Origin of the sequence: Qipengyuania benthica (assembly GCF_030717865.1) — a bacterium.
GTDB classification, from domain to species: Bacteria; Pseudomonadota; Alphaproteobacteria; order Sphingomonadales; family Sphingomonadaceae; genus Qipengyuania; species Qipengyuania benthica.
Map to the genome: position 1 here is coordinate 51,760 of NZ_JAVAIL010000006.1, position 22,313 is coordinate 74,072.

General features: G+C 67.0%; 17 protein-coding genes. 9 read left to right on the top strand and 8 right to left on the bottom strand.

From position 1 onward, the window contains the following. Window positions 1-133 precede the first annotated feature (133 nt). Window positions 134-1,138 (top strand): serine hydrolase, encoded by a 1,005-nt coding sequence (locus Q9K01_RS14305; RefSeq protein ID WP_305930796.1) that lies wholly within the window; start codon window positions 134-136, stop codon window positions 1,136-1,138. Window positions 1,139-1,237: 99 nt separating this feature from the next. Here the strand turns inward: Q9K01_RS14305 and Q9K01_RS14310 are convergent, their stop codons facing one another. Then, window positions 1,238-1,510, bottom strand: coding sequence for a hypothetical protein (locus Q9K01_RS14310; protein ID WP_305930797.1), 273 nt, complete (start codon window positions 1,508-1,510; stop codon window positions 1,238-1,240). Window positions 1,511-1,720: 210 nt separating this feature from the next. Between Q9K01_RS14310 and polA the strand changes: the two genes are divergently transcribed. From polA to Q9K01_RS14325, 3 genes are read left to right on the top strand one after another with little or no spacing between them, the layout of a single operon-like run. Beyond that, entirely contained in the window at window positions 1,721-4,615 is a 2,895-nt protein-coding gene (gene polA / locus Q9K01_RS14315; protein WP_305930798.1) for a DNA polymerase I, read from the top strand. Next, window positions 4,612-5,892, top strand: a complete 1,281-nt coding sequence (locus Q9K01_RS14320; RefSeq protein ID WP_305930799.1) for a CHASE3 domain-containing protein — start codon at window positions 4,612-4,614, stop codon at window positions 5,890-5,892. The genes polA and Q9K01_RS14320 overlap by 4 nt, the downstream gene beginning before the upstream one ends. A gap of 50 nt (window positions 5,893-5,942) precedes the next feature. Next, window positions 5,943-7,019, top strand: a complete 1,077-nt coding sequence (locus tag Q9K01_RS14325; RefSeq protein ID WP_305930800.1) for a mechanosensitive ion channel family protein — start codon at window positions 5,943-5,945, stop codon at window positions 7,017-7,019. A gap of 45 nt (window positions 7,020-7,064) precedes the next feature. Here Q9K01_RS14325 and Q9K01_RS14330 read toward each other — a convergent pair whose 3' ends face one another. Then, a complete protein-coding gene (locus Q9K01_RS14330) occupies window positions 7,065-9,371 on the bottom strand; it encodes a CDC48 family AAA ATPase (RefSeq protein ID WP_305930801.1) in 2,307 nt (768 codons plus the stop codon). Window positions 9,372-9,732: 361 nt separating this feature from the next. Here Q9K01_RS14330 and Q9K01_RS14335 point away from each other — a divergent pair, with 361 nt between their 5' ends. The 5 genes from Q9K01_RS14335 (at window position 9,733) to Q9K01_RS14355 (ending at window position 14,469) form a co-directional block, all read left to right on the top strand. Next, window positions 9,733-10,452: a CoA transferase subunit A gene (locus Q9K01_RS14335; protein WP_305930802.1), complete on the top strand. Its 720-nt coding sequence runs from the start codon at window positions 9,733-9,735 to the stop codon at window positions 10,450-10,452. After that, a complete protein-coding gene (locus Q9K01_RS14340; RefSeq protein ID WP_305930803.1) occupies window positions 10,449-11,381 on the top strand; it encodes an HAD family hydrolase in 933 nt (310 codons plus the stop codon). The genes Q9K01_RS14335 and Q9K01_RS14340 overlap by 4 nt, the downstream gene beginning before the upstream one ends. Continuing rightward, window positions 11,381-12,031 (top strand): CoA transferase subunit B, encoded by a 651-nt coding sequence (locus Q9K01_RS14345; protein ID WP_305930867.1) that lies wholly within the window; start codon window positions 11,381-11,383, stop codon window positions 12,029-12,031. The genes Q9K01_RS14340 and Q9K01_RS14345 overlap by 1 nt, the downstream gene beginning before the upstream one ends. Before the next feature lie 78 nt (window positions 12,032-12,109). Next, window positions 12,110-13,249 carry an NAD(P)H-dependent flavin oxidoreductase gene (locus Q9K01_RS14350; RefSeq protein ID WP_305930804.1) on the top strand — a complete coding sequence of 380 codons (1,140 nt, stop codon included), beginning with the start codon at window positions 12,110-12,112 and terminating at the stop codon, window positions 13,247-13,249. Window positions 13,250-13,326: 77 nt separating this feature from the next. Then, window positions 13,327-14,469, top strand: coding sequence for a CaiB/BaiF CoA transferase family protein (locus tag Q9K01_RS14355; protein WP_305930805.1), 1,143 nt, complete (start codon window positions 13,327-13,329; stop codon window positions 14,467-14,469). A gap of 26 nt (window positions 14,470-14,495) precedes the next feature. Here the strand turns inward: Q9K01_RS14355 and metK are convergent, their stop codons facing one another. The 6 genes from metK to hisS all read right to left on the bottom strand — a co-directional run bounded on the left by metK (window position 14,496) and on the right by hisS (window position 22,092). After that, complete coding sequence (gene metK / locus Q9K01_RS14360; RefSeq protein ID WP_305930806.1) at window positions 14,496-15,707, bottom strand: methionine adenosyltransferase; 1,212 nt, start codon at window positions 15,705-15,707, stop codon at window positions 14,496-14,498. Between the two features lie 43 nt (window positions 15,708-15,750). After that, complete coding sequence (lnt, locus tag Q9K01_RS14365; protein ID WP_305930807.1) at window positions 15,751-17,307, bottom strand: apolipoprotein N-acyltransferase; 1,557 nt, start codon at window positions 17,305-17,307, stop codon at window positions 15,751-15,753. A gap of 56 nt (window positions 17,308-17,363) precedes the next feature. Further along, window positions 17,364-18,212, bottom strand: coding sequence for a DUF4167 domain-containing protein (locus tag Q9K01_RS14370; protein ID WP_305930808.1), 849 nt, complete (start codon window positions 18,210-18,212; stop codon window positions 17,364-17,366). Between the two features lie 234 nt (window positions 18,213-18,446). Beyond that, window positions 18,447-19,286, bottom strand: a complete 840-nt coding sequence (gene prmC, locus Q9K01_RS14375) for a peptide chain release factor N(5)-glutamine methyltransferase (RefSeq protein WP_305930868.1) — start codon at window positions 19,284-19,286, stop codon at window positions 18,447-18,449. A gap of 2 nt (window positions 19,287-19,288) precedes the next feature. After that, window positions 19,289-20,356: a peptide chain release factor 1 gene (gene prfA, locus Q9K01_RS14380; protein ID WP_305930809.1), complete on the bottom strand. Its 1,068-nt coding sequence runs from the start codon at window positions 20,354-20,356 to the stop codon at window positions 19,289-19,291. Between the two features lie 491 nt (window positions 20,357-20,847). Continuing rightward, complete coding sequence (hisS, locus tag Q9K01_RS14385) at window positions 20,848-22,092, bottom strand: histidine--tRNA ligase (RefSeq protein ID WP_422785332.1); 1,245 nt, start codon at window positions 22,090-22,092, stop codon at window positions 20,848-20,850. Window positions 22,093-22,313 lie beyond the last annotated feature (221 nt).

Sequence of the window (22,313 nt, forward strand, 5' to 3'; positions counted from 1 at the left end):
TGATAGTCCTTGGCCGGGGTCGCGGATCGCGACCCCGGTCGCTCAGACGCCACTTGTCGTCGCAAATCAACTTGTTATGCAAACGATGGCGCCGTTAAGTCTCTGCCAACGATAGGCATGATAGGCAGGGCGCATGGGGATCAAGACACTAGCTACGACTATCGCAACCGCGCTGCTTGGGCTGTCGTCGCCCGCTCTTGCGCAATCGACGCCGCTCGAAGCGACCTTCGATGCCACCCTGGGGACGCAGGTGCGCCCGCTCCCGACCTATCAGGCGGTCTACGAAACCGGTTTCGAGCGGCGGATCGCCGAGCTCGCCGATGGCGGAAACGGCCGAATCGGCGTCGCAGCGATCGACCTCACGACCGGGCAGCAGATCGCGGTGCTGGGCGACCAGCGCTTCCCGCTCGCCAGCACCAGCAAGATCGCCATTGCCGCCACCTTCCTCGAAGGCGTCGAGAAGGGGCGCTGGAGCCTGAACAGCGAGTTCCCGCTGCTGTGGCCGCGCAAATCGGCGCGCTTCTCCTCGACCGTCGCGCCGGTGGCCGAAGGCAAGCACATGAAGGCGATCGATCTGATCGAGATCATGATCACCCGCTCGAGCAACCCCGCCACCGATGCGCTGCTGCGGGTCGTCGGCGGTCCGGCTGCGGTCAATTCCTGGATGCGCCGCAACGGCATGAGCGAATTCAGCATCGATCGCGACATCGCCACGCTGGTGCGCGACGATGGCGAATTCGATCCCGCGTATCATATCGACCGGCGCGACAGCGCGACTCCGGGCGAGATGGTCGAACTGCTGAAGGGGATCTATCAGGGCAAGTTCCTCACCGCCGCAAGCCGCCGCGTTCTGCTGGGCGCGATGAGCCGCACCCGCACCGGCACGCGCCGCATTCCGGCGATGATGCCCGCCAGTGTGCGGGTCAGCCACAAGACCGGCTCGCTCAACAACACGTCGAGCGATATCGGCTTTCTCGAAATGCCCGACGGACGCACCGTCGCATTGGCGATCTACGTCACCGGCCAGGGCTCGCGCCCGGCGCGCGAGGCCAAGATCGCCGCGATCGCGCGGGCGATCCACGATGGCTACAATGACCGCGCGCGGGTCTGGGCCAACGCGCAATACGGCGGTCAATAGACCGGGCATCCCTCTCTCGCCTCGATCTTCCCGTCGGACACGAAAAAGGGCGGCACCTCGCGGCGCCGCCCTTCTTTTCAATCCACGAAGGGGATCGAATTAGTCGACCTGAGCTTCGGTGACGGTTTCGTCCTGCAGCTCGGCTTCGGCGCCGGCAGCAGCGGCGTCGGCTTCGGTCACGACTTCTTCAGCACCGGCTTCCATTTCGGCACCCATGGTGTCGACTTCGGCGCCCATGGCGTCCATGTTGGTCTCGGTGTCGGCGATGGCGCTTTCGGTGGTGACTTCGGCAGCGTCTTCGGTGCCTTCCGAGCAAGCGGCGAGGGTCAGAGCGGCGACCGAAGCGGCGGCGACGAGAGCGATCTTACGCATAGATGAAATCCTTGATCAGAGAGTTCGAGGCGGTCCTTAATCAGGGCACCGCGCGAGGCCTCATTGTGGCCTCGTGGTGTCCAAATAATGGCGACAATGTGACGACGCAAGCGAATTCGACTCATTTGGCCTCATATTGCCGCATTGCTGCCTTATTCGCCCTTCGCAAAGCGCTCCCCAATCCCGCGAGCCGCTGCTAGACCCCGCCGCATGTCAGCAAAGCAGCATCTCTATCTGGTCGACGGGTCGGCCTACATCTTCCGGGCCTACCATCGCCTGCCGCCGCTCACCAACCCGGAGGGCACCCCGGTGGGCGCGGTCTATGGTTACACCACCATGCTGTGGAAGCTGGCGCAGGACCTGCATACGGCCGACGGGCCCACGCACCTTGCGGTCATCCTCGACAAGTCGAGCACCTCGTTCCGCAACGAGATCTACGACCAGTACAAGGCCAACCGCCCCGCCCCGCCCGAGGATCTGGTACCGCAGTTCCCGCTGATCCGCGATGCGACCCGCGCCTTCTCGCTGCCATGCATCGAGGAAGAGGGCGTGGAGGCCGACGACGTCATCGCCTCCTATGCCCGCGCCGCCACGCGCAGGGGGTGGGACGTCACCATCGTCTCTTCCGACAAGGATCTGATGCAGCTGGTCGGCAAATGCGCCGATGACGAGTTGGAGGACGGCGTCACCGAAGGCGGCTGCATCGACATGCTCGACACGATGAAGAATGCGCGCATCGGACGCGAGGAAGTGATCGAGAAATTCGGTGTGCCGCCCGAACTGGTCGGCGACGTGCTCGCCCTCATGGGCGACTCGGTCGACAATATCCCCGGCATCTTCGGCATCGGCCCCAAGACCGCGTCCAAGCTGATCGCCGAGCATGGCTCGCTCACCGCTGCGCTGGACCATGCGCCGGACATGAAGACCTCCAAGCTCAAGGAGCGGCTGCTCGAAGGCCGCGACATGGCCGAGCTCAGCCGGGTGCTGGTGACGCTGCGGGAGGATTGTCCGCTCCCCGAGCCGCTGGAGGATTTCAAACTCGACGCCGTGCCCAAAGAGCCGCTGGCCGAATTTCTCGATAAGCACGGCTTTTCCAGCCTGCTCAAACGGCTCGACGCGGGCGCCGGCAGTCCGGCGCGCACCACCGATCTCGACCCGGCCAAACCGGTCAACAAAGGCGCCTTGGCCGAAACCGGCGGCAGCCGGCAGGATCTGCCCGATATGCCCGAGGTCGACCGTTCGACCTATGAATGCGTGCAGAGCATGGAGCGGCTCGAACACTGGATCGCCCGCGCCTTCGCCGCGCGCAAGGTGGCGTTCGACACCGAGACCAGCGGGCTCGATGCGATGCGCGCCGAGGTTGCCGGCATATCGCTGGCGCTGGGCCCCAACGACGCCTGCTACGTTCCCTTCAACCACGGCGGCAGCGACATGTTCGCAGAGCGGCCCGAACAGGTCGATCGCGAGGCCGCGCTCCGGGCTCTGAAGCCGCTGCTGGAAAGCGATGCGGTGCTCAAGATCTGCCAGAACGCCAAATACGACATCAACATCATGGCGCGCTGCGGAAAGGCGGTGGGCGGTATCGCAATGGCGCCGGTCGACGACACGATGATCGTCAGCTTCGCGATGGACGCCGGCCGTTCGCTCGACGGGATCGGCGCCGGAGGAATTGGCGGGGGCCACGGCATGGACGAACTGGCCGAGCGCCATCTCGGCCACAAGTGCCTCACTTTCAAGGAGTTATGCGGCACCGGCAAGAAGGCGATTCCCTTCACCGAGGTCCCGCTCGACAAGGCGACGCAATATGCGGGCGAGGATGCTGACATCACCTGGCGCCTGCACCACGTCCTCAAGCCGCGCCTGCCGGGCGAAGGCGCCACGCGCATCTACGAGCGGGTCGATCGGCCGCTGATCCCCGTCGTCGCGCGGATGGAGCGCGAAGGGATCAAGGTCGATCGCAGCGAGCTCGCGCGCCTGTCGGAGCAATTCGCTGCGGAAACCACCAGGATCGAGCGCGAGATCTGGGAATGCTGCGGCGAGGAATTCGCCATCGGCAGCCCCAAACAGCTCGGCGAAGTGCTGTTCGAGCGGATGGGCTACAAGGGCGGGCGCAAGGGCAAGAGCGGGCAATATTCCACCGACCAGACGGTGCTCGAAAGACTGGCCGCCGAGGGGGCGCAAGTCGCCACCATGGTGCTCGAATGGCGCCAGCTGTCCAAGCTGCGCTCCACCTATACCGAGGCGCTGCAGGCGGCGATCAATCCGGATACGGGGCGTGTGCATACCTCCTACAGCCTCGTCGGGGCGCAGACCGGGCGGCTCTCTTCCACCGATCCGAACCTGCAGAACATCCCCATCCGGACCGAGATCGGGCGGCAGATCCGCAAGGCCTTCGTGCCCGAGGAGGGCAACGTGCTGCTCGCGGCCGATTATTCGCAGATCGAGCTGCGCCTCGCGGCGCACATGGCCGACGTCCCGCAGCTAAAGGAGGCGTTCGAGAAGGGTGAAGACATCCACAACCGCACCGCGCTAGAAATGTTCGGCAGTGTCGATCGCGATACCCGCGCGCAGGCCAAGACGATCAACTTCGCCATCCTCTACGGCATCTCGCGCTGGGGCCTGGGCGGTCGGCTGGGGATCGAGGCGGACGAGGCGCAGGCGATCATCGACACCTATTTCCAGCGTTTTCCCGGCATCCAGAACTACATCCACTCGACGCTCGAGAAGGTGCGCGAGCGCGGCTATTCGCAGACGCTGTTCGGTCGCAAGACCTGGTTCCCGCGGATCAATTCCAAGAATCAGGCCGAACGGCAGGGCAGCGAGCGCGCGGCGATCAACGCGCCGATCCAGGGCACCAGCGCCGACATCATCAAGCGCGCGATGGTCCGCATGATGCCGGCACTCGATCAGGCCGGACTGGGCAAGGTCCGCATGCTGCTGCAGGTTCACGACGAACTTGTGTTCGAAGTGCCCGAGGGCGACGTCGCAGCCGCTTCCCCGGTGATCGAACGGGTGATGGCCCAAGCCGCGCTGCCTGCGGTCGAACTCTCGGTCCCGCTGGGGATCGATATCGGCAGCGGCATGAGCTGGGACGCTGCGCATTGAAGCGCTATGTCGCCTTCGCCCGAGAGGATCGCACCTTTCGCTGGGCCAATGTCGCGCTGCTCGGGATCACCGCTGCGGCGATGTTCGGCCTGATCTTCTCGGTCTATCAGACCGTCGAAAGCGAGCGCGAAGAGCGCGAGCAGGTCCGGATGACCAACGAGGTGCTGACCGATCTGCGCAGCGTCAGCCAGGCGGTGCTCAACGCCGAGACGGGCCAGCGCGGCTATCTGATCACGCTCGATCGTCGTTATCTGGAATCCTATCTGTCCGGTCGCGAACAGATCGATCCCGCTCTCAGCCGCCTGGAAACCTCGCTCGCCGACGACGCGACAGCGCGACAGAAGGAACTGTTCGACCGGATCGAGACGCTGGCGGCTGCCAAATTCGCCGAACTCGATACCTCGGTGCGCATGCTCGACAACGGCCGCTTGATCGATGCGCGCCGCGAGGTGCTCTCGGACGAGGGCCACGAGACGATGGCGCGGTTGCGCCGGTCGATCAACGAGATGGAGCGGATCGAACTGGACCTTTTGAGACGCGCGACCGCCGAGACCGCGCGCGCCGAGGCGCGGGTGCTGCCGCTGCTGGGCGGGTTGGTTCTGCTGCTGATCCTGGCGATGGTTTCCACCGCGCGGCTGGTGGCGCGCACCGCCCGCGCCGAAGCCGAAGCGGCGCAGGCAACGGCGCTGGGCGAGGCGCGCGACCGCGCCGATCTGCTGGCGCGCGAGCTCAACCACCGGGTCAAGAACCTGTTCGCGGTGGTGCTGGCGATCGTCCAGCTGAGCGCGCGCGACAAGCCCGAGGCCAAGCCGGTGACCGACGCCATCGCCGAACGTATCCGCGCGCTGCTGACCGCGCACGAGGTCTCGCAGGGCGAGCTCGACCGCCCGGTGGCCTCGCTGCGCGCGCTGGTGGAGACCAGCCTTGCGCCCTATCGGTCCGAACGGCTGCAGGCGGCGATCGAGGGCGAGGAAATCCTGCTTCCCGCCGCGCAGGTGACCCCTCTTGGGCTGGTGCTCCACGAACTGACCACCAACGCCGTCAAATACGGCGCCTGGTCGCAGGGCGGCACGATCGAGGTGCGCTGGAACCGTGAGGGCGACGAGGTGCGGATGGTCTGGCGCGAGCGTGGCGGCACCGTCGAGCAGCAGCCCGAAAGGCGCGGTTTCGGCAGCATGCTGATGATCAGCGCCGCGCGGCAATTCGGCGGCTCGCTCGAACGCGAGTTCCATTCCGACGGGCTCGAGGTGGTGATCCTGCTCCCGGTCGCCGGCTAGCGCGCTGCGGCTGCTTGTCTTCGCCCGGTCGGGCGGTTAGGCGCGCGCCCATGTTCGAACGCTACGATCCGCGCAATTGGGACCTTTCCTGGGAAGCGGTGATCACCACCGGGATCGCGCTCGGCGTGCCGATCGTGATCGCGCTGATCCTGCATGCGGTCCTGTTCAGGATGCTGCGCCGCATCGCGCGCATCTCGACCACCTGGCTGGACGATTTCATCCTCGACACGGTGCGCCGACCGATGCGCTGGGCGATGGTGGGCTGGGCGATCTCCATCGCCGTTCACAGCGAGGCGCTCGCCGGCGGGGGGTGGGACACGGTGATGAGCTACATCGCCCCCGCGTTGATGGGCTGGGTGCTCTATGCGCTGGTCAAGGGCGTGGCCGCCGGACTCGAGCGCGAGGCCGAGGATGCCGCGGATCCGGTGGCGATGCGCGCAAGGCGGACGCGCGTCTCGATCCTCAGCAGCACGGTCGGCTTCGCGATCATCCTGATCACCATTGCGCTGATCATGCTCAACATTCCCGGCGTGCGCGATATCGGGGTGACGCTGATGGCTTCGGCGGGCCTCGCCGCGCTGGCGGTGGGCGCGGCCGCGCAGCCGGCGCTCAAATCGCTGATCGCCGGATTGCAGATGGCGCTCACCCAGCCGCTACGGCTGGGCGATATGGTCAAGGTCGATGGCGAGGTCGGGCGCGTCGAGGAGATCCGCATGAGCTTCATCACGGTGCGAATCTGGGACGAACGCGTACTGGTGGTGCCGACCTCGCGCTTCCTCGACGAAAGCTTCGAGAACTGGTCGCGACTGAGCGAGCGGCTGACCGGCCCGGTCTATCTCCACCTCGATCCCGCCACCCGCATTCAGCCGATCCGCGCCGAGTTCGAACGCTTCGTCAAAGCGCATGATCTGTTCGACGGTCGCAATCTGGCACTGCTGATGACCGAAGCGCACCCCGAAAGCATGGAACTGCGGCTGTCGGTGAGCGCCGCGAGCATCGGCGATCTGTGGAACCTGCGCTGCGCCACGCGCGAGCACATGATCTGCTGGCTGCAGGAGCACATGCCCGATGCGCTGATCCGCCACCGGCTCGAGGTTCAGGCCGCGAACGAACGCACCCAGAACTAGCGGCGCGATCCGCAGGGCGCGGCCACCGCCCCGCTCCGAACGCCGTTACTCGTGCTTGGCATCGCGGGTCGAGGACACCATCCCTTCGTGAATGAAGCCGATCGGTGCGACCTCGGCGGCGCGCTTCTTGAGCTCGCCGCGCATCTTTTCGTATTCCTGCTCCATCTTCTGCGTGACGGTGGCGCGCGAATCGTCGAAGGCTTCCTCGAAATCGACCGCCGAGACTTCGCTGACGCCGCTGCCGACACGGCGCAGCGCGTTGAGCCCGGCGCGGCGCACGATGTCCTCCAGATCCGCCCCGGTGAAGCGATTGGTCTTGTTCGCGATTTTCGCGAGATCGACATCGGCTGCCATCGGCATGTCGCGCGTGTGGATCTTGAGGATATGCTCGCGGCCCGTCTGGTCGGGAGGGCCGACATAAACCAGCTCGTCGAAGCGGCCCGGTCGCAGCAGCGCCGGATCGACCAGCATCGGCCGGTTGGTCGCACCGATCACCACCACCGATTGCAATTCTTCCAGCCCATCCATCTCCGACAGGATCGTGTTGACGACGCGGCCGGTGACCTGGGGCTCGTTGCCCCCGCTGCCGCGCGCGGGCACGAGACTGTCGATCTCGTCGATGAAGACCACGCAGGGCGCCACCGCGCGAGCGCGGCGGAACATCCGTGCGATCTGCTGTTCGCTTTCACCGTACCATTTGGACAGCAGATCGCTCGATTTCATCGAGATGAAATTGGCCTCGGCCTCCTTGGCTACGGCCTTGGCGAGCAGCGTCTTGCCGGTGCCGGGAGGACCGTAGAGCAGGAACCCCTTGGCCGGGCGGATGCCGAGACGATGAAACGCCTCGGGGTTCTTCATCGGCAGCTCGATGCCCTCCTTGAGCTTGTCGACCGCCTCGGACACGCCGCCGATATCGTTCCACGCGACATTGGGGACCTGCACCATCACCTCGCGCATCGCGGATGGCTGGATTCGTTTCAGCGCCGAAATGAAATCCTCGCGGCTGACGTAGAGATCGTCGAGCACTTCGGGCGGGATGGTCCGCTCGTCGAGATCGAGCCGGGGCATGATCCGGCGCACCGCGTCGATCGCCGCCTCGCGCGCCAGCGCCGCGATATCGGCGCCGACGAAGCCGTGCGTGGTGCGCGCCAGTTCGCGAAGATCGACCTTGTCGCCCAGCGGCATGCCGCGGGTGTGAATGCCGATGATCTCGCGGCGGCCGTTCTCGTCGGGGACCCCGATCACGATCTCGCGGTCGAAACGGCCGGGGCGGCGCAGCGCCTCGTCGATCGCATCGGGGCGGTTGGTGGCGGCGATCACGACCAGATTGGCGCGCGCCTCCAGCCCGTCCATCAGCGTCAGCAATTGGGCAACGAGGCGCTTTTCAGCCTCACCCGGCACCCGGTCGCGCTTGGGAGCGATCGAATCGATCTCGTCGATGAAGATGATCGCCGGGGCGTTGCGGCTGGCCTCCTCGAAGACCTCGCGCAGCCGCTTCTCGCTCTCGCCATAGCCCGAGCCCATGATCTCGGGCCCGTTGATGATCGAGAAATAGGCATCGCTCTCATTGGCGACGGCCTGCGCTAGCCTGGTCTTGCCGGTGCCGGGCGGGCCGTGGAGCAGCACCCCCTTGGGCGGATCGACCCCAAGTCGGGTGAACAATTCGGGATAGCGCAGCGGCAGTTCGACCATCTCGCGCAATTGCTGGATCGTATCCTGCATACCGCCGACGTCGTCGTAATTGACCGTAGCGCGTCCGCCTGCGGGCTCCTCGAACTCGGCGCGCAGCTCGACCTCGGTGTTCTCGTCGATATGGACGATGCCCTTGGGCGCGGTCGAGACCACGGTGAGGCGTATCTGGGTGAGCGCATAGGCGGGCGCATTGAACATCCGCCGCACTTCGGGGGGCATGTTCTGGACCGGCTGCTGGCCGGTGGTGGCGACCAGATCGCCCGCTACCAGGGGCTTGCGGAAGAAATTGCGCTTGAGCGCCTGGGTCGGGCCCTGGAGCCGCATCTCGCGGCTGGCGGGCGCGAAGACCACCCGGGTCGCGGGGCGCGATTCGGCCGCGGCGATCTGGACATGCTCGCCCGAGCCGCACTCGGCATTGCCGCGCTGCAGCCCGTCGAGCCGGACCACGTCGAGCGACTGATCCTCGTCATAGGCGGGCATGGCGAGCGCGACGGTGTCGCGCTTTCCCGAAATCTGGACGACATCGCCCTCGGTGATGCCGAGCGCCTGGAAGGCGGTGCGCGGGAGGCGGGCGATGCCCTGGCCGCTTTCCTCCTGCCGGGCCGCCGCCACCTGAAGCCTGACGGTCTTCTCGTCGATCTGTGCTTCCGCATCTGCCATGCCCGGTCTCGCTCCTTTGCGTCTGTCGAGGAAGCGCAGATTGGGTGCGCCCTTCACAGATGCAACCGAGCGGGAGCCCGATGGTGTCCGAAAAGCGTGCGCGTTGGGTGCGAAACCCGGACCGCGGACAGAAAAAAGCCCGGCTGGATAAACCGGCCGGGCTTGGAAGTCTTGGGAGAGGATGCCTAAAAGGCAGGGAGACATATGCGGTCGCAGCAATTTTTGTGCAAGTGCGAAAAGAACATTGCGAGTTGTATGAAATGCAACAGATACTTGCATGGGGCGCCGTGATCGCCCCGCGAACCGCCGCTGGGATCGCCCCCCGTGACAGGGCGCGCGCGCCTCGCTAAGCGACGGTGCCATGAACAAGCTCTATCCCGATGCCGCCGCCGCCCTCGACGGGTTGCTCAAGGACGACATGCTGATCGCCAGCGGAGGCTTCGGCCTGTGCGGCGTGCCCGAGCGCCTGCTCGATGCCATCCGCGACAGCGGGGTGAAGAACCTCACCTTCGCCAGCAACAATGCCGGGATCGACAACGAGGGCATCGGCAAGCTGCTGCGGACCAGGCAGGTGAAGAAGATGATCGCCTCCTATGTCGGCGAAAACAAGGAGTTCGAGCGCCAGTTCCTCGCCGGCGAGCTGGAGGTCGAATTCTGCCCCCAGGGCACGCTCGCCGAGCGGATGCGCGCGGGCGGCGCGGGCATTCCGGGCTTCTACACCAGGACCGGCGTGGGCACCCAGGTCGCCGAAGGCAAGGAGGTCAAGAGCTTCGACGGTCGCAACGGCGCCGAGGACTACATCCTCGAGCACGGCATCTTCGCCGATCTCGCCATCGTCAAGGCGTGGAAGGCCGACGAGACCGGCAATGTCGTGTTCCGCAAGACCGCGCGCAATTTCAACGCCCCCGCAGCGACCTGCGGCAAGGTCTGCGTGGCGGAGGTCGAGGAGATCGTCCCCGCCGGCAGCCTCGATCCCGATTGCATCCATCTGCCCGGGGTCTTCGTGAACCGGATGATCGTGGGCGCGCCTTACGACAAGAAGATCGAGTTCGTGACCACGCGCGAGCGCAAGCCTGCGTGACCTTGCGGCGGGGCCTGCTTGCGCTGGGCGCGCTGGGCTCGGCCGTTTCGCTGACCGGCTGCGTCGCGATGGCGATTCCGCTTGCGGCGGGAACGCTGATGGCAACTTCGAGCAAAACGAATGGCGGCACCCGAGCACAGGCTGCGGCCAAGACGGCACGGATCGAAACGGTGGCCGTGCTGGACGCCGCCGAGGCTGGGCCGGGTGCGCTTTCCTCCGCTGCGGCTGGAGCGTCGGCAGAAGCGGATGTGCGGCTTGCCCCCAAGGCTGCCGCAGCAGGAACCGCCCCCGTGCGAACCGAGACCTCGACGGGACTGACCGTCATCCACGGCCCGCTCCCCGCGCCCACTCCCGACAGCGACCGGATCGTCGCGGGCTTCCTCGCCCACACGCTCGATCAGGCGCAGCGCAATCCCGTCCTCACGCCGCGCCAGAGCGCCCTGCTCGCCGAACCGGACCTGCTCACGCCCGAGCGGATGGAGTGCGGCGGCAAGCCCCCCGCGGCGATCCTCGATCTCGACCCCGGCAAGGAAAGCTTCGATCCGCTGGTCCCGGCCGCAGGCAATCCGCGCCTCGCCGCGGCGCTGGCCGAGCTGCGCGAGCGCGATGTGACGGTGTTCTGGACTTCGCATCTGGGTGCAGGCTTCGAGGATGCGCTGCGAAGCATTCTGGCGCAGACCGGACTCGATCCCCAGGGCCGGGACCGACTGCTGCTGCTGCGCTCGCTCGACGAGCGCAAACACACCAGGCGCACCGAGATCGCGCAGACCCATTGCGTCGTCGCCATCTTGGGCGACCAACGCGCCGATTTCGACGAATTGTTCCACTACCTCAGGCAGCCCGATACGGCGCTGCGGCTCGACGCGATGCTGGGCAAGGGCTGGTTCCTCGCCGACCCGATCCCTGCGCAGATTATTGGAGACGAATGATGGCAGACCAGACTGCGGGCTGGGACCGCAACCAGATGGCCGCACGCGCGGCGCAGGAGCTCGAGGACGGCTATTACGTCAATCTGGGGATCGGCATCCCGACCCTGGTGGCGAACCACATCCCCGAGGGCATGCATGTCACGCTGCAGAGCGAAAACGGGATGCTCGGCATCGGCCCCTTTCCCTATGAGGGCGAGGAGGACGCAGATCTCATCAATGCCGGCAAGCAGACGATCAGCGAACTGCCGCATTCGGCCTATTTCGACAGCGCCACCAGCTTTGGCATGATCCGCGGCGGGCATATCGACCTGACCGTGCTGGGCGCGATGGAAGTGGCCGGGAACGGCGACATCGCAAACTGGATGATCCCGGGCAAGATGATCAAGGGCATGGGCGGGGCGATGGATCTGGTCGCGGGCGTCAAGAAGATCATCGTGGTGATGGACCACACCGCCAAGGACGGCAGCCCCAAGTTCATTCCCGAATGCACCCTGCCGCTGACCGGCACCAATGTGGTCGATATGCTGGTCACCAATCTGGCGGTGTTCCGCCGCCCCGACCATTCCAGCCCGTTCAGGCTGGTCGAGCTGGCGCCCGGCGTCAGCGCCGAGGAGGTCGCCGCCAAGACCACCGCGCGCTACGAGAGTTGATCACCCGCTGCTGACACGGGGCTTGCGCCCCACCCTCCTCGCCATCACTGTGCCGGCTCTGGAGAGAGGGCGAGGGATATGGCGATGAACAGGGTGTGCGAACTGACCGGCGCGGAGTTTCCGCTGTTCGCCTTTTCGCATTGCCGCGACGTGGTCGCGGCGGTGAGCAGAGCGGGCGGCTTCGGGGTGCTGGGCGCCACCCGCTTCACCCCCGAACAGCTGGAGGAAGAGCTCGCCTGGATCGACGCCCATGTCGATGGCGCGCCTTATGGCGTCGATGTGCTGGTCCCCGAGGTGATCGACCCCAGCGTCACCGCTCTGTCCGACAATCTGATGCGCGCCGCGGCGATCGACCCCGCCTATCAGGGTTTTACCAATGATCTGCTCGCCCGCTACGGAATCGCGCCCGAGCCCGAGATGCCGATCCTCAAGGAGCGGATGGGGATCACCCCCGAAAACGGGCTGGCGCTGATGGAGGTGGCCTTCCGCCATCCGATCAAGCTGATCGCCAATGCGCTGGGGATCGCACCAGCGGCGATGATCACCCGCGGCAAGGAATTGGGCGTACCGGTGGCGGCGCTGGTCGGCGCCAAGGAACACGCCATTCGGCAAGCCGAAGCCGGGGTCGACATCATCGTCGCGCAAGGGACCGAGGCAGGCGGCCATTGCGGCGAGGTTACCACTCTTGTGCTGATCCCAGAAGTCGTCCGGGCGCTGGGTGGAGCGGGGCACGACATCCCGGTGCTGGCCGCGGGCGGGATCATGACCGGTGGGCAGATGGCGGGGATGATGGCGGCGGGCGCGCAGGGCGCCTGGACCGGGTCGATCTGGCTGGCGACACCCGAGGCGGAAACCAGCGAGGCGTTCCGCGCCAAGATGGTGGCGGCGCGCAGCCGCGACACGATCCGCTCGCGCAGCCGCACCGGCAAGCCCGCGCGCCAGCTGCGCACCCCGTGGCACGCAGCCTGGGACGATGCGGGGGGACTGGGAACGCTGCCGATGCCGCTGATGGGAATGGTCTCCGAACCCGCCTTCGCGCGGATCGAGCGCGCGGCGGCGGCGGGCAATGGCGAGGCGCGCGAACTGGTCAGCTATTTCGTCGGTCAGGGTGTCGGGCTGGTCGAGCAGGTCCGCTCGAGCCGTCAGGTGGTGCAGGACTTCCGCGAGGAATTCCTCGATGCGATCACGGAGCTGGCGGCTAGCGTCGGGATCGAGTGACCTGACCGCGCCGCGTTGACCGGGCGACCCGACCGGGCGACTTGACCGGATCGCGATGCTGCCCCAGCAGCCCCTCCATGTGGCTCGATCAACCCCGCAACCCGAATTCCCCGCTCGCCGGGCTCAAGGTTCTCGAACTTGCGCGCGTGCTCGCCGGACCCTGGACCGGGCAGATCCTCGCCGATCTGGGCGCCGACGTGATCAAGGTGGAAAGCCCCGAGGGCGATTCGACGCGCCAGTGGGGCCCGCCCTGGGTCGAGCATGAGGGCGAACGGACTGCCGCCTATTATCACGCCTGCAACCGCGGCAAGCGCGGCATCGTCGCCGATTTCCGCGGTGCCGAGGACCTCGCCCGGCTCAAGGAGCTGGCCGCCGGGGCGGATGTCGTGATCGAGAATTTCAAGCCGGGCACGCTGGCCAAGTTCGAGCTCGACTACCAAGCGCTGGCCGCGGCCAATCCGGCGCTGGTCTATTGTTCGATCACCGGCTTCGGGCAGGACGGACCGCGTCGCGACGAGCCAGGCTATGATTTCGTGGTCCAGGGGATGAGCGGCTTCATGGCGCTGACCGGCGAACCCGAGGGCGCGCCGATGAAGATGGGGATCTCGGTCAGCGACCTGTCCTGCGGGGTCTGGGCGGCCAATGCGGTGCAGGCGGCGCTGCTGATGCGCCACCGCACCGGCAAGGGTCAGTGGATCGACATGGCGCTGATGGATTGCTCGGTCGCGCTGCTCGCCAATCAGGGGCTGAGCTATTTCGCCACCGGCGCCAATCCGCCGCGGATGGGCAATGCCCATGCGCAGGTCGGGCCCTATGGCGTCTATCCGGTGGCCGATGGCCACGTGATTCTGGCGCCGGCGAACGACGGGTTGTTCCACAGATTGATGAAGCTGCTCGATCGCGCCGAACTGGCGCAGGACCCGCGCTTCGCCACCAATGGCGGACGGATCGAACACCGCACCCCGCTCGAAAGCGCGATCGCCGAATCGACCAGCGGCTGGACCCAGGCCGATCTGCTCGCCGCCTGCCGCGAGGCCGGAGTCCCGGCTGGCCCGATCAACGATCTCGATGCCGTCTTCGCCGACCCGCAGGTACAGGCGCGCGGATTGCAGATCGAGCTCGACGGGATGCCCGGCGTGCGCAGCCCGTTCACTTTTTCCGATGCCGAACTGGCGCTCGACCGCCCCAGCCCGCGCCATGGCGAGCACCAGCCCGACTGAGCGCCCGACCTAGCGGCGCTGCGACCTCAGGCCGAAACCGCCGTCTTGAGCGCGTCGACCAGATCGGTCCGCTCCCAGGGGAAGAGATCGCCATCGGGCGTGCGGCCGAAATGGCCATAGGCTGCGGTCTTGCGATAGATCGGCTTGTTGAGCCCCAGATGCGTGCGGATGCCGCGCGGGGTCAGCCCGCCCAGCGTGTCGAGCGAGCGGATCGCCGCCTCCAATGCGGGTTCCTCTACCGTCCCCGTCCCATGCGTATCGACATAGAGCGACAGCGGCTGCGACACGCCGATGGCGTAGGATAGCTGGATGGTGCAGCGCGTCGCCAGCCCGGCGGCGACGATGTTCTTCGCCAGATAGCGGGTGATATAGGCGGCCGAACGATCGACCTTAGTGGGGTCCTTGCCGCTGAAGGCGCCGCCGCCGTGGGGCGCGGCGCCGCCATAGGTGTCGACGATGATCTTGCGCCCGGTCAGCCCGGCGTCGCCATCGGGGCCGCCGATCTCGAAAGCGCCGGTGGGATTGATGTGCCACACGGTCTCGTCGCCGAGCCAGCCCTGGGGCAGGATTTCGCCCACCACGCGCTTCACGTAAGCTTTGAGCTCGGCTTCCCTTTCGCCCTCGTGATAGCCATTGGCGTGCTGGGTCGAGACCACCACCGCAGTGCAGGCGACCGGCTTGCCGTGGCGATAGCGCAGCGTCAGCTGGCTCTTGGCATCGGGTTCGAGGAAGGAAGCCGCACCGCTCTTGCGGTCGCGCGCGAGCCGCTCGAGGATTTTGTGGCTGTAATCGAGCGGTGCCGGCATCAGGTCCGGCGTCTCGTCGCAGGCGAAGCCGAACATGATCCCCTGGTCGCCCGCGCCCTCGTCCTTGTTGCCGCTGGCGTCGACGCCCTGCGCGATTTCGCTCGACTGGCCATGCAGGTGGTTTTCCAGCACCAGCGTCTCCCAGTGGAATCCCTCCTGGCGATAGCCGATGTCGCGCACGGTCTCGCGCACCACCCGCTCGATCTCTTCGCGAGCGCCGTCGACCCATTCGCCCTTCTCGAACACGCCGCGGCAGCGGATCTCGCCCGCCAGCACGACGCGCTGGGTGGTGGTCAGCGTCTCGCAGGCGATCCGCGCTTCTGCATCCTTGGACAGCAGCAGATCGACGATAGCGTCGGAAATCTGGTCGGAAACCTTGTCGGGATGGCCTTCCGAGACGCTCTCGGAGGTGAAGAGATGTTCGCTGCGCATTGCAATTCTCGATATAAGGAAAGCTTTATGTCTTGCTTCCCACCTAGCCTCGCCGCCGCCGCGCCGCAACCAGCCACAGCAGGAAAAAGACCAGTGTCCAGAAGCCGGTCAGCCAGTGCCCCGCGCGCGCGAACAGCGTCGCCGGCTTTGCTTCGGGCACCTGCGTGTCGATCCGGTCGGCGCGGTGCATGCCGATGTGGCTGCGGACCACGCCATTGGCGTCGATCACCGCGCTGATCCCGGTGGTGGTCGAGCGCAGCACCGGCAGCCCCTCCTCGAGCGCGCGCATCCGCGCCTGCGCAAGATGCTGCGGCGGGCCCCAGATGCCGAACCAGCCGTCGTTGGAGGGGTTGAAGATATAGTCGGGGCGGTTTTCGGGATCGACCGTCTCGCCCGAGAACACGATCTCGTAGCAGATCTGCATCCCCGCCTCGCCCCAGGGGCCCAGATTCACGGTCTGCGCGCCGGGACCGGGGATGAAATCGAGCGTTCCGGCCACCAGCCGGGTCAGGCCCAGCGGCTCGAGCAGACCGCGCATCGGCAGATATTCGCCACCAGGCACCAGATGCGCCTTGGCATAGCTGCCGACGATGTCGCCTTCATCGTCGATCGCGGTGATGGAATTGTACGCCCCGACTGCGCGGGGATAGCCGGCCTCCTTGCCGATCTCGAGATCGACCGCGCCGGTCAGCAGCAGCGAATCGGGCCCGATCGCGCGCGCGATCCGGCGGCGCGCGAACACGGGATCGCCGCCTGCGGTCATGCGGTCGTAATAGCGCTGCGGATAGCCGGGCTCGAGATGGTCGGGGACCGCGCTCTCGGGCCACAGCACCAGCCGCGCATCGGTATTGCGCGCGGGGCGGCTGAGCCGGGCCAGCCGCTGGAACTGTTCCTCGTATTTGCTGGCGTCGTTCAACTCCGCCTGCCGCAGATCGGGCTGGACCAGCGTCAGCGCCAGAGAACCGGGCCGCGCGGCGGGCTGGGGCAGATACATCGCCGCAGCGAGCGCCAGCGCGGTTCCGGCGAGCGGCAGATAACGCCGCGTCGTGAGAAGCCACAGCGCCAGTCCGCCGAGCAGGATGACCAGCGCCGAAAGCGCATAGGTACCGGTAAAGGGCAGCAGCAGGGCGAGGCCGGGACGCTCGAAAGGCCCCAGCAGCATCAGCGAGAGCGGGCCCCAGGCATAGCCGGAGAACACCCAGCTTCGGAGCCATTCCCCCACGATCCAACTCGCCGCCAGCAGCAGCGTGAGAGGCAGGATGCCGGGCCTGCGAACCAGCGCGCGGGCGGCGCCTGCGGCCAGCGCGGGATAGAGCGCGAGATAGAGCGACAGCAGCGGCACCGCCACCCAGCCCAGCGCCGCGGGCATCTCCGCCTGATGGGTGAAAGCGGTGGCTATCCAATTGTTGGTAAGCGAGAAATGCGCGACGCCGAACAGCCAGCCGCGCATCGCGGCCTCGCGCCAGCCCGATGCTGCGAGCATCAGCCACAGCAATCCGGCGACGCCCGCCAGGCCGATCGGCCACAGCCCCAGCGGCGGATAGCCCAGCGCCGCCACTGCGCCGCACGCCAGTGCCGTCCAGCGCGGGTTCGCGCTCATGAGACGGACGAGCCGCTCCATCGCCTGATGGCCCGCGCGGGCGACCGAATCTGCGGCTAGCCCGCCACGCTCAGCTTGGTGTCCCCATCGGCCTCGGCCTTGCGGCGGCGACGGCGCGGAGCGGGCTTGTCTTCGGATGCCTCGGCTTCGGACGAAGCGTCGTTCTCGGCCGAGAAGGACGGCGGGAGCGCCGCAGCGATCTCGCCGCCGTCTGCGCCCGCACCCGTTTCGGCCGCTTCGGGCTTGCGGCGACGCGCGACGCGCTTCTTGGAGCGCTCGGCCTGCTCGGCCTTCTCATTGTCGCTGTCGTCGCGGGTGAAGGGATTGTCGTCCGCATCGTAGGGCTCGCCCTCGCTGCGATCCTGGCGATGGTCGTCGTCCCGCTCGTTGTCGTTGCGATCGTCATCGTTGCGATCGTTCGCATTGCGCGCCTTGCGCGAACGCGGCGCGTTCTCCTGCCCGTCGCGCCCCTGGTCGTCGCGACCTTCATCCCGGCGCCCGCGCGAGCGCCGATTGCCGCCGCCCTCGCCGCTGCTCCCATTGCTGCTGGAAACGTTGCGCCGGCGATTGTCGTTGTCGGAATCGTCGCTGTCGCTGTCGTCGGCCTGGCTGCGCTCGTCGGAGCGCTTGCCGCGGGCTTCGTCCTGGCGCGCCTTGTTGTCGGCGATGACGCGGAAATAGTGATCTGCGAACTGGAGATAATACTCCGCCTGCACCCGATCGTCATTGTGCTGGGCGTCCTGAGCCAGCTTCTTGTACTTGTCGAGCATCTGCGGCGCATTGCCCCGCGCGCGGCTGTCGATCCGGTTGGACTGGTTGCCGCCGCCCCCCTGGCCGCGGTTGGGGTTGTTGTTGCGCCCGCGACGCCGGTTGTTGTTACGATTGGTGTTGTGATTGCTGTTCAAGGGTATCCGTCCTCACTTGTGGCGCGGCGCGAACCCCCGGGTTCGCCTATGGCCGCATGCCCCCTTGCGCACCTGCCCCGGGGCAAGCCGCCTCTCCCTTCTCATGCATGGTATGCGGGGCCTGAACCTCGCACCAGAACTGCAATTTAGGAGCTTGAACCACCGGGACGGACACGCCGCGCTCCGAGGGTCTGGTTAGAGAGGTAAGGGCTGCGGAGGGCTTTGCCAAGCCTTTTATGTCAACAACAGGGCACGGGGGCGGCCCGCGAGATCGCGATGGAGCGCGGCGGCGAAACCGGCGGCGGCGGCAAGGCGCTCCACCGCCTGCGCCTGGCTCGCGCCGATCTCGAGGATCGCGGCCCCCCGCTCGCTCATCAGACCGCGCAGGGCGGGGATGAGGATGCGATAATCGTCGAGGCCTTCGGGGCCCGCGAACAGCGCCGCGGCGGGTTCGTGATCGCGGACCGAAGGCGCGAGATCGGCCTTGTCCTCCACATAGGGCGGATTGCACAGCACGAGGTCGTACCGGCCCAGCGGCTGCGCCCAGCCCTCCTCGCGCCAGCTCGCATGGTGCAGGACGGCCCTCTCGCCCATCCACAGCGCCGCCGCGTTCTCCCGCGCGACCGCCAGCGCGGCTTCGCTGGCATCGATGGCGACCCCTTCGGCTTCGGGCCACAGCGACAGCGCGGCGAGCAGCAGCGCACCGGTGCCGGTGCCCAGATCGAGGATCCGCGCTGGCGATGGGCGGGTCGCGAACCAGTCGCGCGCGGCCTCCACCAGCGTCTCGCTGTCGCCGCGCGGGATCAGCGTGTCGCGGGTGACCTTGAGATCGAGCCCGTAGAATTCCTGCCGTCCGAGGATATGCGCCACCGGCTCGTGCCCCGCGCGGCGGGTGACCAGCGCCGCGAAACGCGTCGGTTCGGGATCGCGCATGTGGCGCAGCAGCAGGTCGGAGCGGGTGACGCCGAGCGCGTGGGCCATCAGCAGTTCGGCATCGAGCCGCGCGGTGTCCGAACTCGCCGCCAGTCGCTCGGCCGCCTCCCGAATTGCGCCGCCGACCGTGTTTGCAGCCAGATTCACTCGGCCATCGCCGCCAGCCGCTTGGCCTCGTCCTCGCCGATCAGCGCATCGATCAATTCGCCCAGGCCCGGCCCGGCGATGATCTCGGGCAGCTTGTGCAGCGTCAGCCCGATGCGGTGATCGGTGACCCGGCCTTGCGGGAAATTGTAGGTGCGGATCCGTTCGGAGCGGTCGCCGCTGCCCACCATGGCCTTGCGCGCCTCGGCCTCGGCCCCTTGCGTCGCCTCGCGCTGCGCCTCGTAGAGCCGGGAGCGCAGCACCTGGAGCGCCTTTTCCTTGTTCTTGTGCTGGCTGCGCCCGTCCTGGCAGGTGACCACAGTGCCGGTGGGAAGATGGGTGATCCGGATCGCCGAATCGGTGGTGTTGACGTGCTGCCCGCCCGCCCCGCTGGCGCGGTAGGTGTCGATCTTGAGGTCCTTGTCCTCGAGCTGGACATCCACTTCGTCCGCTTCGGGCAGCACCGCGACGGTGGCCGCCGAAGTGTGGATCCGGCCGCCGCTCTCGGTTTCGGGAACGCGCTGGACGCGGTGGACCCCGCTTTCGAACTTGAGCTTGGCGAACACGCCCTGTCCGGCGACATTGGCGACGATTTCCTTGAACCCGCCGACCTCGCTCGCGCTCATGCTGACCGGTTCGACCTTCCAGCCGTTCTCGGCGGCGTAGCGTTCGTACATCCGGAACAGGTCGCCCGCGAACAGCGCCGCCTCGTCGCCGCCGGTGCCCGCGCGGATCTCGAGCATGGCGGGTTTGGCATCGGCGCTGTCCCGCGGCAACATGGCGAGCGCGAGCTGGCGCTCGGCCTCGGGCAGGCGGGTGCGGATCGCGGCCAGCTCCTCTTCCGCCATCGCGCGCATTTCGGGGTCGGCGAGCATCGCCTCGAGCTCGGCCAACTCCGCGCGCATCGCCTTCGCCTCGCCCGCGATCCGGGCGACCGGCTCCAGCTCGGCATAGTCGCGGCTGGCCTGGACGAAGGCCTCGCCCTCGAGCGTACCGCTCGCCATCCGCGCCTCGAGTTCGGCGAAGCGATGGGTGATCTGGTCGAGACGTTCGAGCGGAATGGTCATGCGCGGTGCGCCCGATGCGGGTGACACAGGGTGACGGGGGTGTCACCCGCGCCCGGGCGGAGAGGGTGACACAGGGTGACAGGGGTGTCACCCACATCCGACAACGATATATTCTTATAGAACAATAACATAAGCGGGGTTTTCATGGTCGTGGGTGACAGATCGGGGGGTGACGGTTCCTCCGCCAGCGAGCGAGTTGCCCAAGCGAGGGGTCGGAATGTCTTCGCACCCGGCAATGCCAAACCTGCCGCGTGTAGGAAAGGTGTTTCGCCGTGCCCTCACAAGCGGGACCCCGGATCAAGTCCGGGGTGACGAGTGGGTCGGATGGGCGTGGCGGCGCACCCAACCTCTCCAACCCGTCATGCTGAACTCGTTTCAGTATCCAGCTTGCCCCCATAACGGTGGGCGCGCGAGGAGGAATGGACCCTGAAACAAGTTCAGGGTGACGGGTGGGCTCGGGGTGACGGGTGGGTTCGGGGTGACCGTCGAGTTCAGGGCGACGGTTTCCTCTTCGCCAGCGCCGCGACGATCCTGGCGGTATCGCCCTCACCGGAAATGCCGTGATAGCCGCGCTCGTCCACGCGCAGGATGTGCTGCGGGTCTTGTTTTACCGCCTTGTCGTAGCGCTTCTTCGGAGAGCCTGTGGCCATGATATCGGCGACGATCCCGCCTTCACGAAGGCTGGCCAACAATTCTATCGCATCCGCCACCCCTGCATCGTTCTCGACGAGAACCATCGCTTCGAGACGGTCCGGCGCCTTCTCTCCCACCAGCATCGCCAGCCGCTCGATCCCTGCGGCCCAGCCGACCGCGGGTGTGGGCGGGCCGCCCAGCGATTCCATCAGCCCGTCGTAGCGCCCACCGCCGAGCACCGTGCTCTGGCTGCCGAGCGCGGCGGCGGCGGCGCTGCCTTCGTCGGGGACGAATTCGAAGGCGGTGTGGCGGTAATAGTCGAGCCCGCGCACGAGGCTTTCGGCGCGTTGCCATTTGACGCCCGCCGCATCCAGCCCGCTGGTCACCGCCTCGAAGAACCGCCGCGCCTCGTCGGACAGGAACTGGTCGATCCGGGGCGCATCGGCGACGAAGCGCTGGTCGCGCCGGTCCTTGGAATCGAGGATGCGAAGGGGGTTCTTCTCCAGCCGCTCCTGCGAATCCTCGGACAATTCGTTCTTCACGGCGCGGAAATGCTCCACCAGCGCGGCGCGCCACGCCTCGCGGCTGTCGCCGTCGCCCAGAGTGTTGAGCTGCAGCGTCACGCCGGTGATGCCCAGCTCGCGCAGCAGCTGGTCGGCCATCGCCAGCAGTTCGACATCGGCCTGCGGCTCGCCCGCGCCGACGATCTCGGCGTCGATCTGGTGGAACTGGCGGTAGCGGCCCTTCTGCGGGCGCTCGTAGCGGAACAGCGGGCCGTGGGTGGCGAGCTTGAGCGGGGCGTGCTGCTGCCAGCCGTTGGTCAGATAGGCGCGCGCGATCCCGGCGGTGAATTCGGGCCGCAGCGTGAGGCTCTCCCCGCCCCGGTCCTCGAAGCTGTACATCTCCTTGGAGACGATATCGGTGGTCTCGCCGATCGAGCGGGCGAAGACCTCGGTCTTTTCGAACACCGGCATTTCGGCGCGGCGGAAGCGGTAGAGGCGGCGGACGCGTTCGAAGGTCTCGACCACGAAGGCGAAGGCCTCCGCATCGGGGCCGAAGATATCCTGCGTGCCGCGAATGGCCTGAGGGGTGTTTTTGGACATGGTTTTGGACATGGGATGCGCGATTAGGAGGCTTGTGGGTGGTGCGCAATGTCGGGGGCGCACAAGAGGGTTCGCGCAGAGGGCGCAGAGGAGCAGAGGGCGCGGAGATGCGGTCCCTCGCCGCAGGCCGACAATCCTCGGCTGCAGTTCCAAAGCGGTTTCGCCGCCAGCGCGCCGTCTTCGTGTCTTGGTGTGAAACACCTTCCAGCTTCTTCGCGATC

Excerpts from the sequence above, each read along its gene's own strand:
- Q9K01_RS14305 (WP_305930796.1), top strand. The coding sequence starts at position 134 with ATGGGGATCAAGACACTAGCTACGACTATCGCAACCGCGCTGCTTGGG.
- Q9K01_RS14310 (WP_305930797.1), bottom strand. The coding sequence starts at position 1,510 with ATGCGTAAGATCGCTCTCGTCGCCGCCGCTTCGGTCGCCGCTCTGACC.
- polA (WP_305930798.1), top strand. The coding sequence starts at position 1,721 with ATGTCAGCAAAGCAGCATCTCTATCTGGTCGACGGGTCGGCCTACATC.
- Q9K01_RS14325 (WP_305930800.1), top strand. The coding sequence starts at position 5,943 with ATGTTCGAACGCTACGATCCGCGCAATTGGGACCTTTCCTGGGAAGCG.
- Q9K01_RS14330 (WP_305930801.1), bottom strand. The coding sequence starts at position 9,371 with ATGGCAGATGCGGAAGCACAGATCGACGAGAAGACCGTCAGGCTTCAG.
- Q9K01_RS14335 (WP_305930802.1), top strand. The coding sequence starts at position 9,733 with ATGAACAAGCTCTATCCCGATGCCGCCGCCGCCCTCGACGGGTTGCTC.
- Q9K01_RS14345 (WP_305930867.1), top strand. The coding sequence starts at position 11,381 with ATGGCAGACCAGACTGCGGGCTGGGACCGCAACCAGATGGCCGCACGC.
- Q9K01_RS14350 (WP_305930804.1), top strand. The coding sequence starts at position 12,110 with ATGGCGATGAACAGGGTGTGCGAACTGACCGGCGCGGAGTTTCCGCTG.
- Q9K01_RS14355 (WP_305930805.1), top strand. The coding sequence starts at position 13,327 with ATGTGGCTCGATCAACCCCGCAACCCGAATTCCCCGCTCGCCGGGCTC.
- metK (WP_305930806.1), bottom strand. The coding sequence starts at position 15,707 with ATGCGCAGCGAACATCTCTTCACCTCCGAGAGCGTCTCGGAAGGCCAT.
- lnt (WP_305930807.1), bottom strand. The coding sequence starts at position 17,307 with ATGAGCGCGAACCCGCGCTGGACGGCACTGGCGTGCGGCGCAGTGGCG.
- prfA (WP_305930809.1), bottom strand. The coding sequence starts at position 20,356 with ATGACCATTCCGCTCGAACGTCTCGACCAGATCACCCATCGCTTCGCC.
- hisS (WP_422785332.1), bottom strand. The coding sequence starts at position 22,092 with ATGTCCAAAAACACCCCTCAGGCCATTCGCGGCACGCAGGATATCTTC.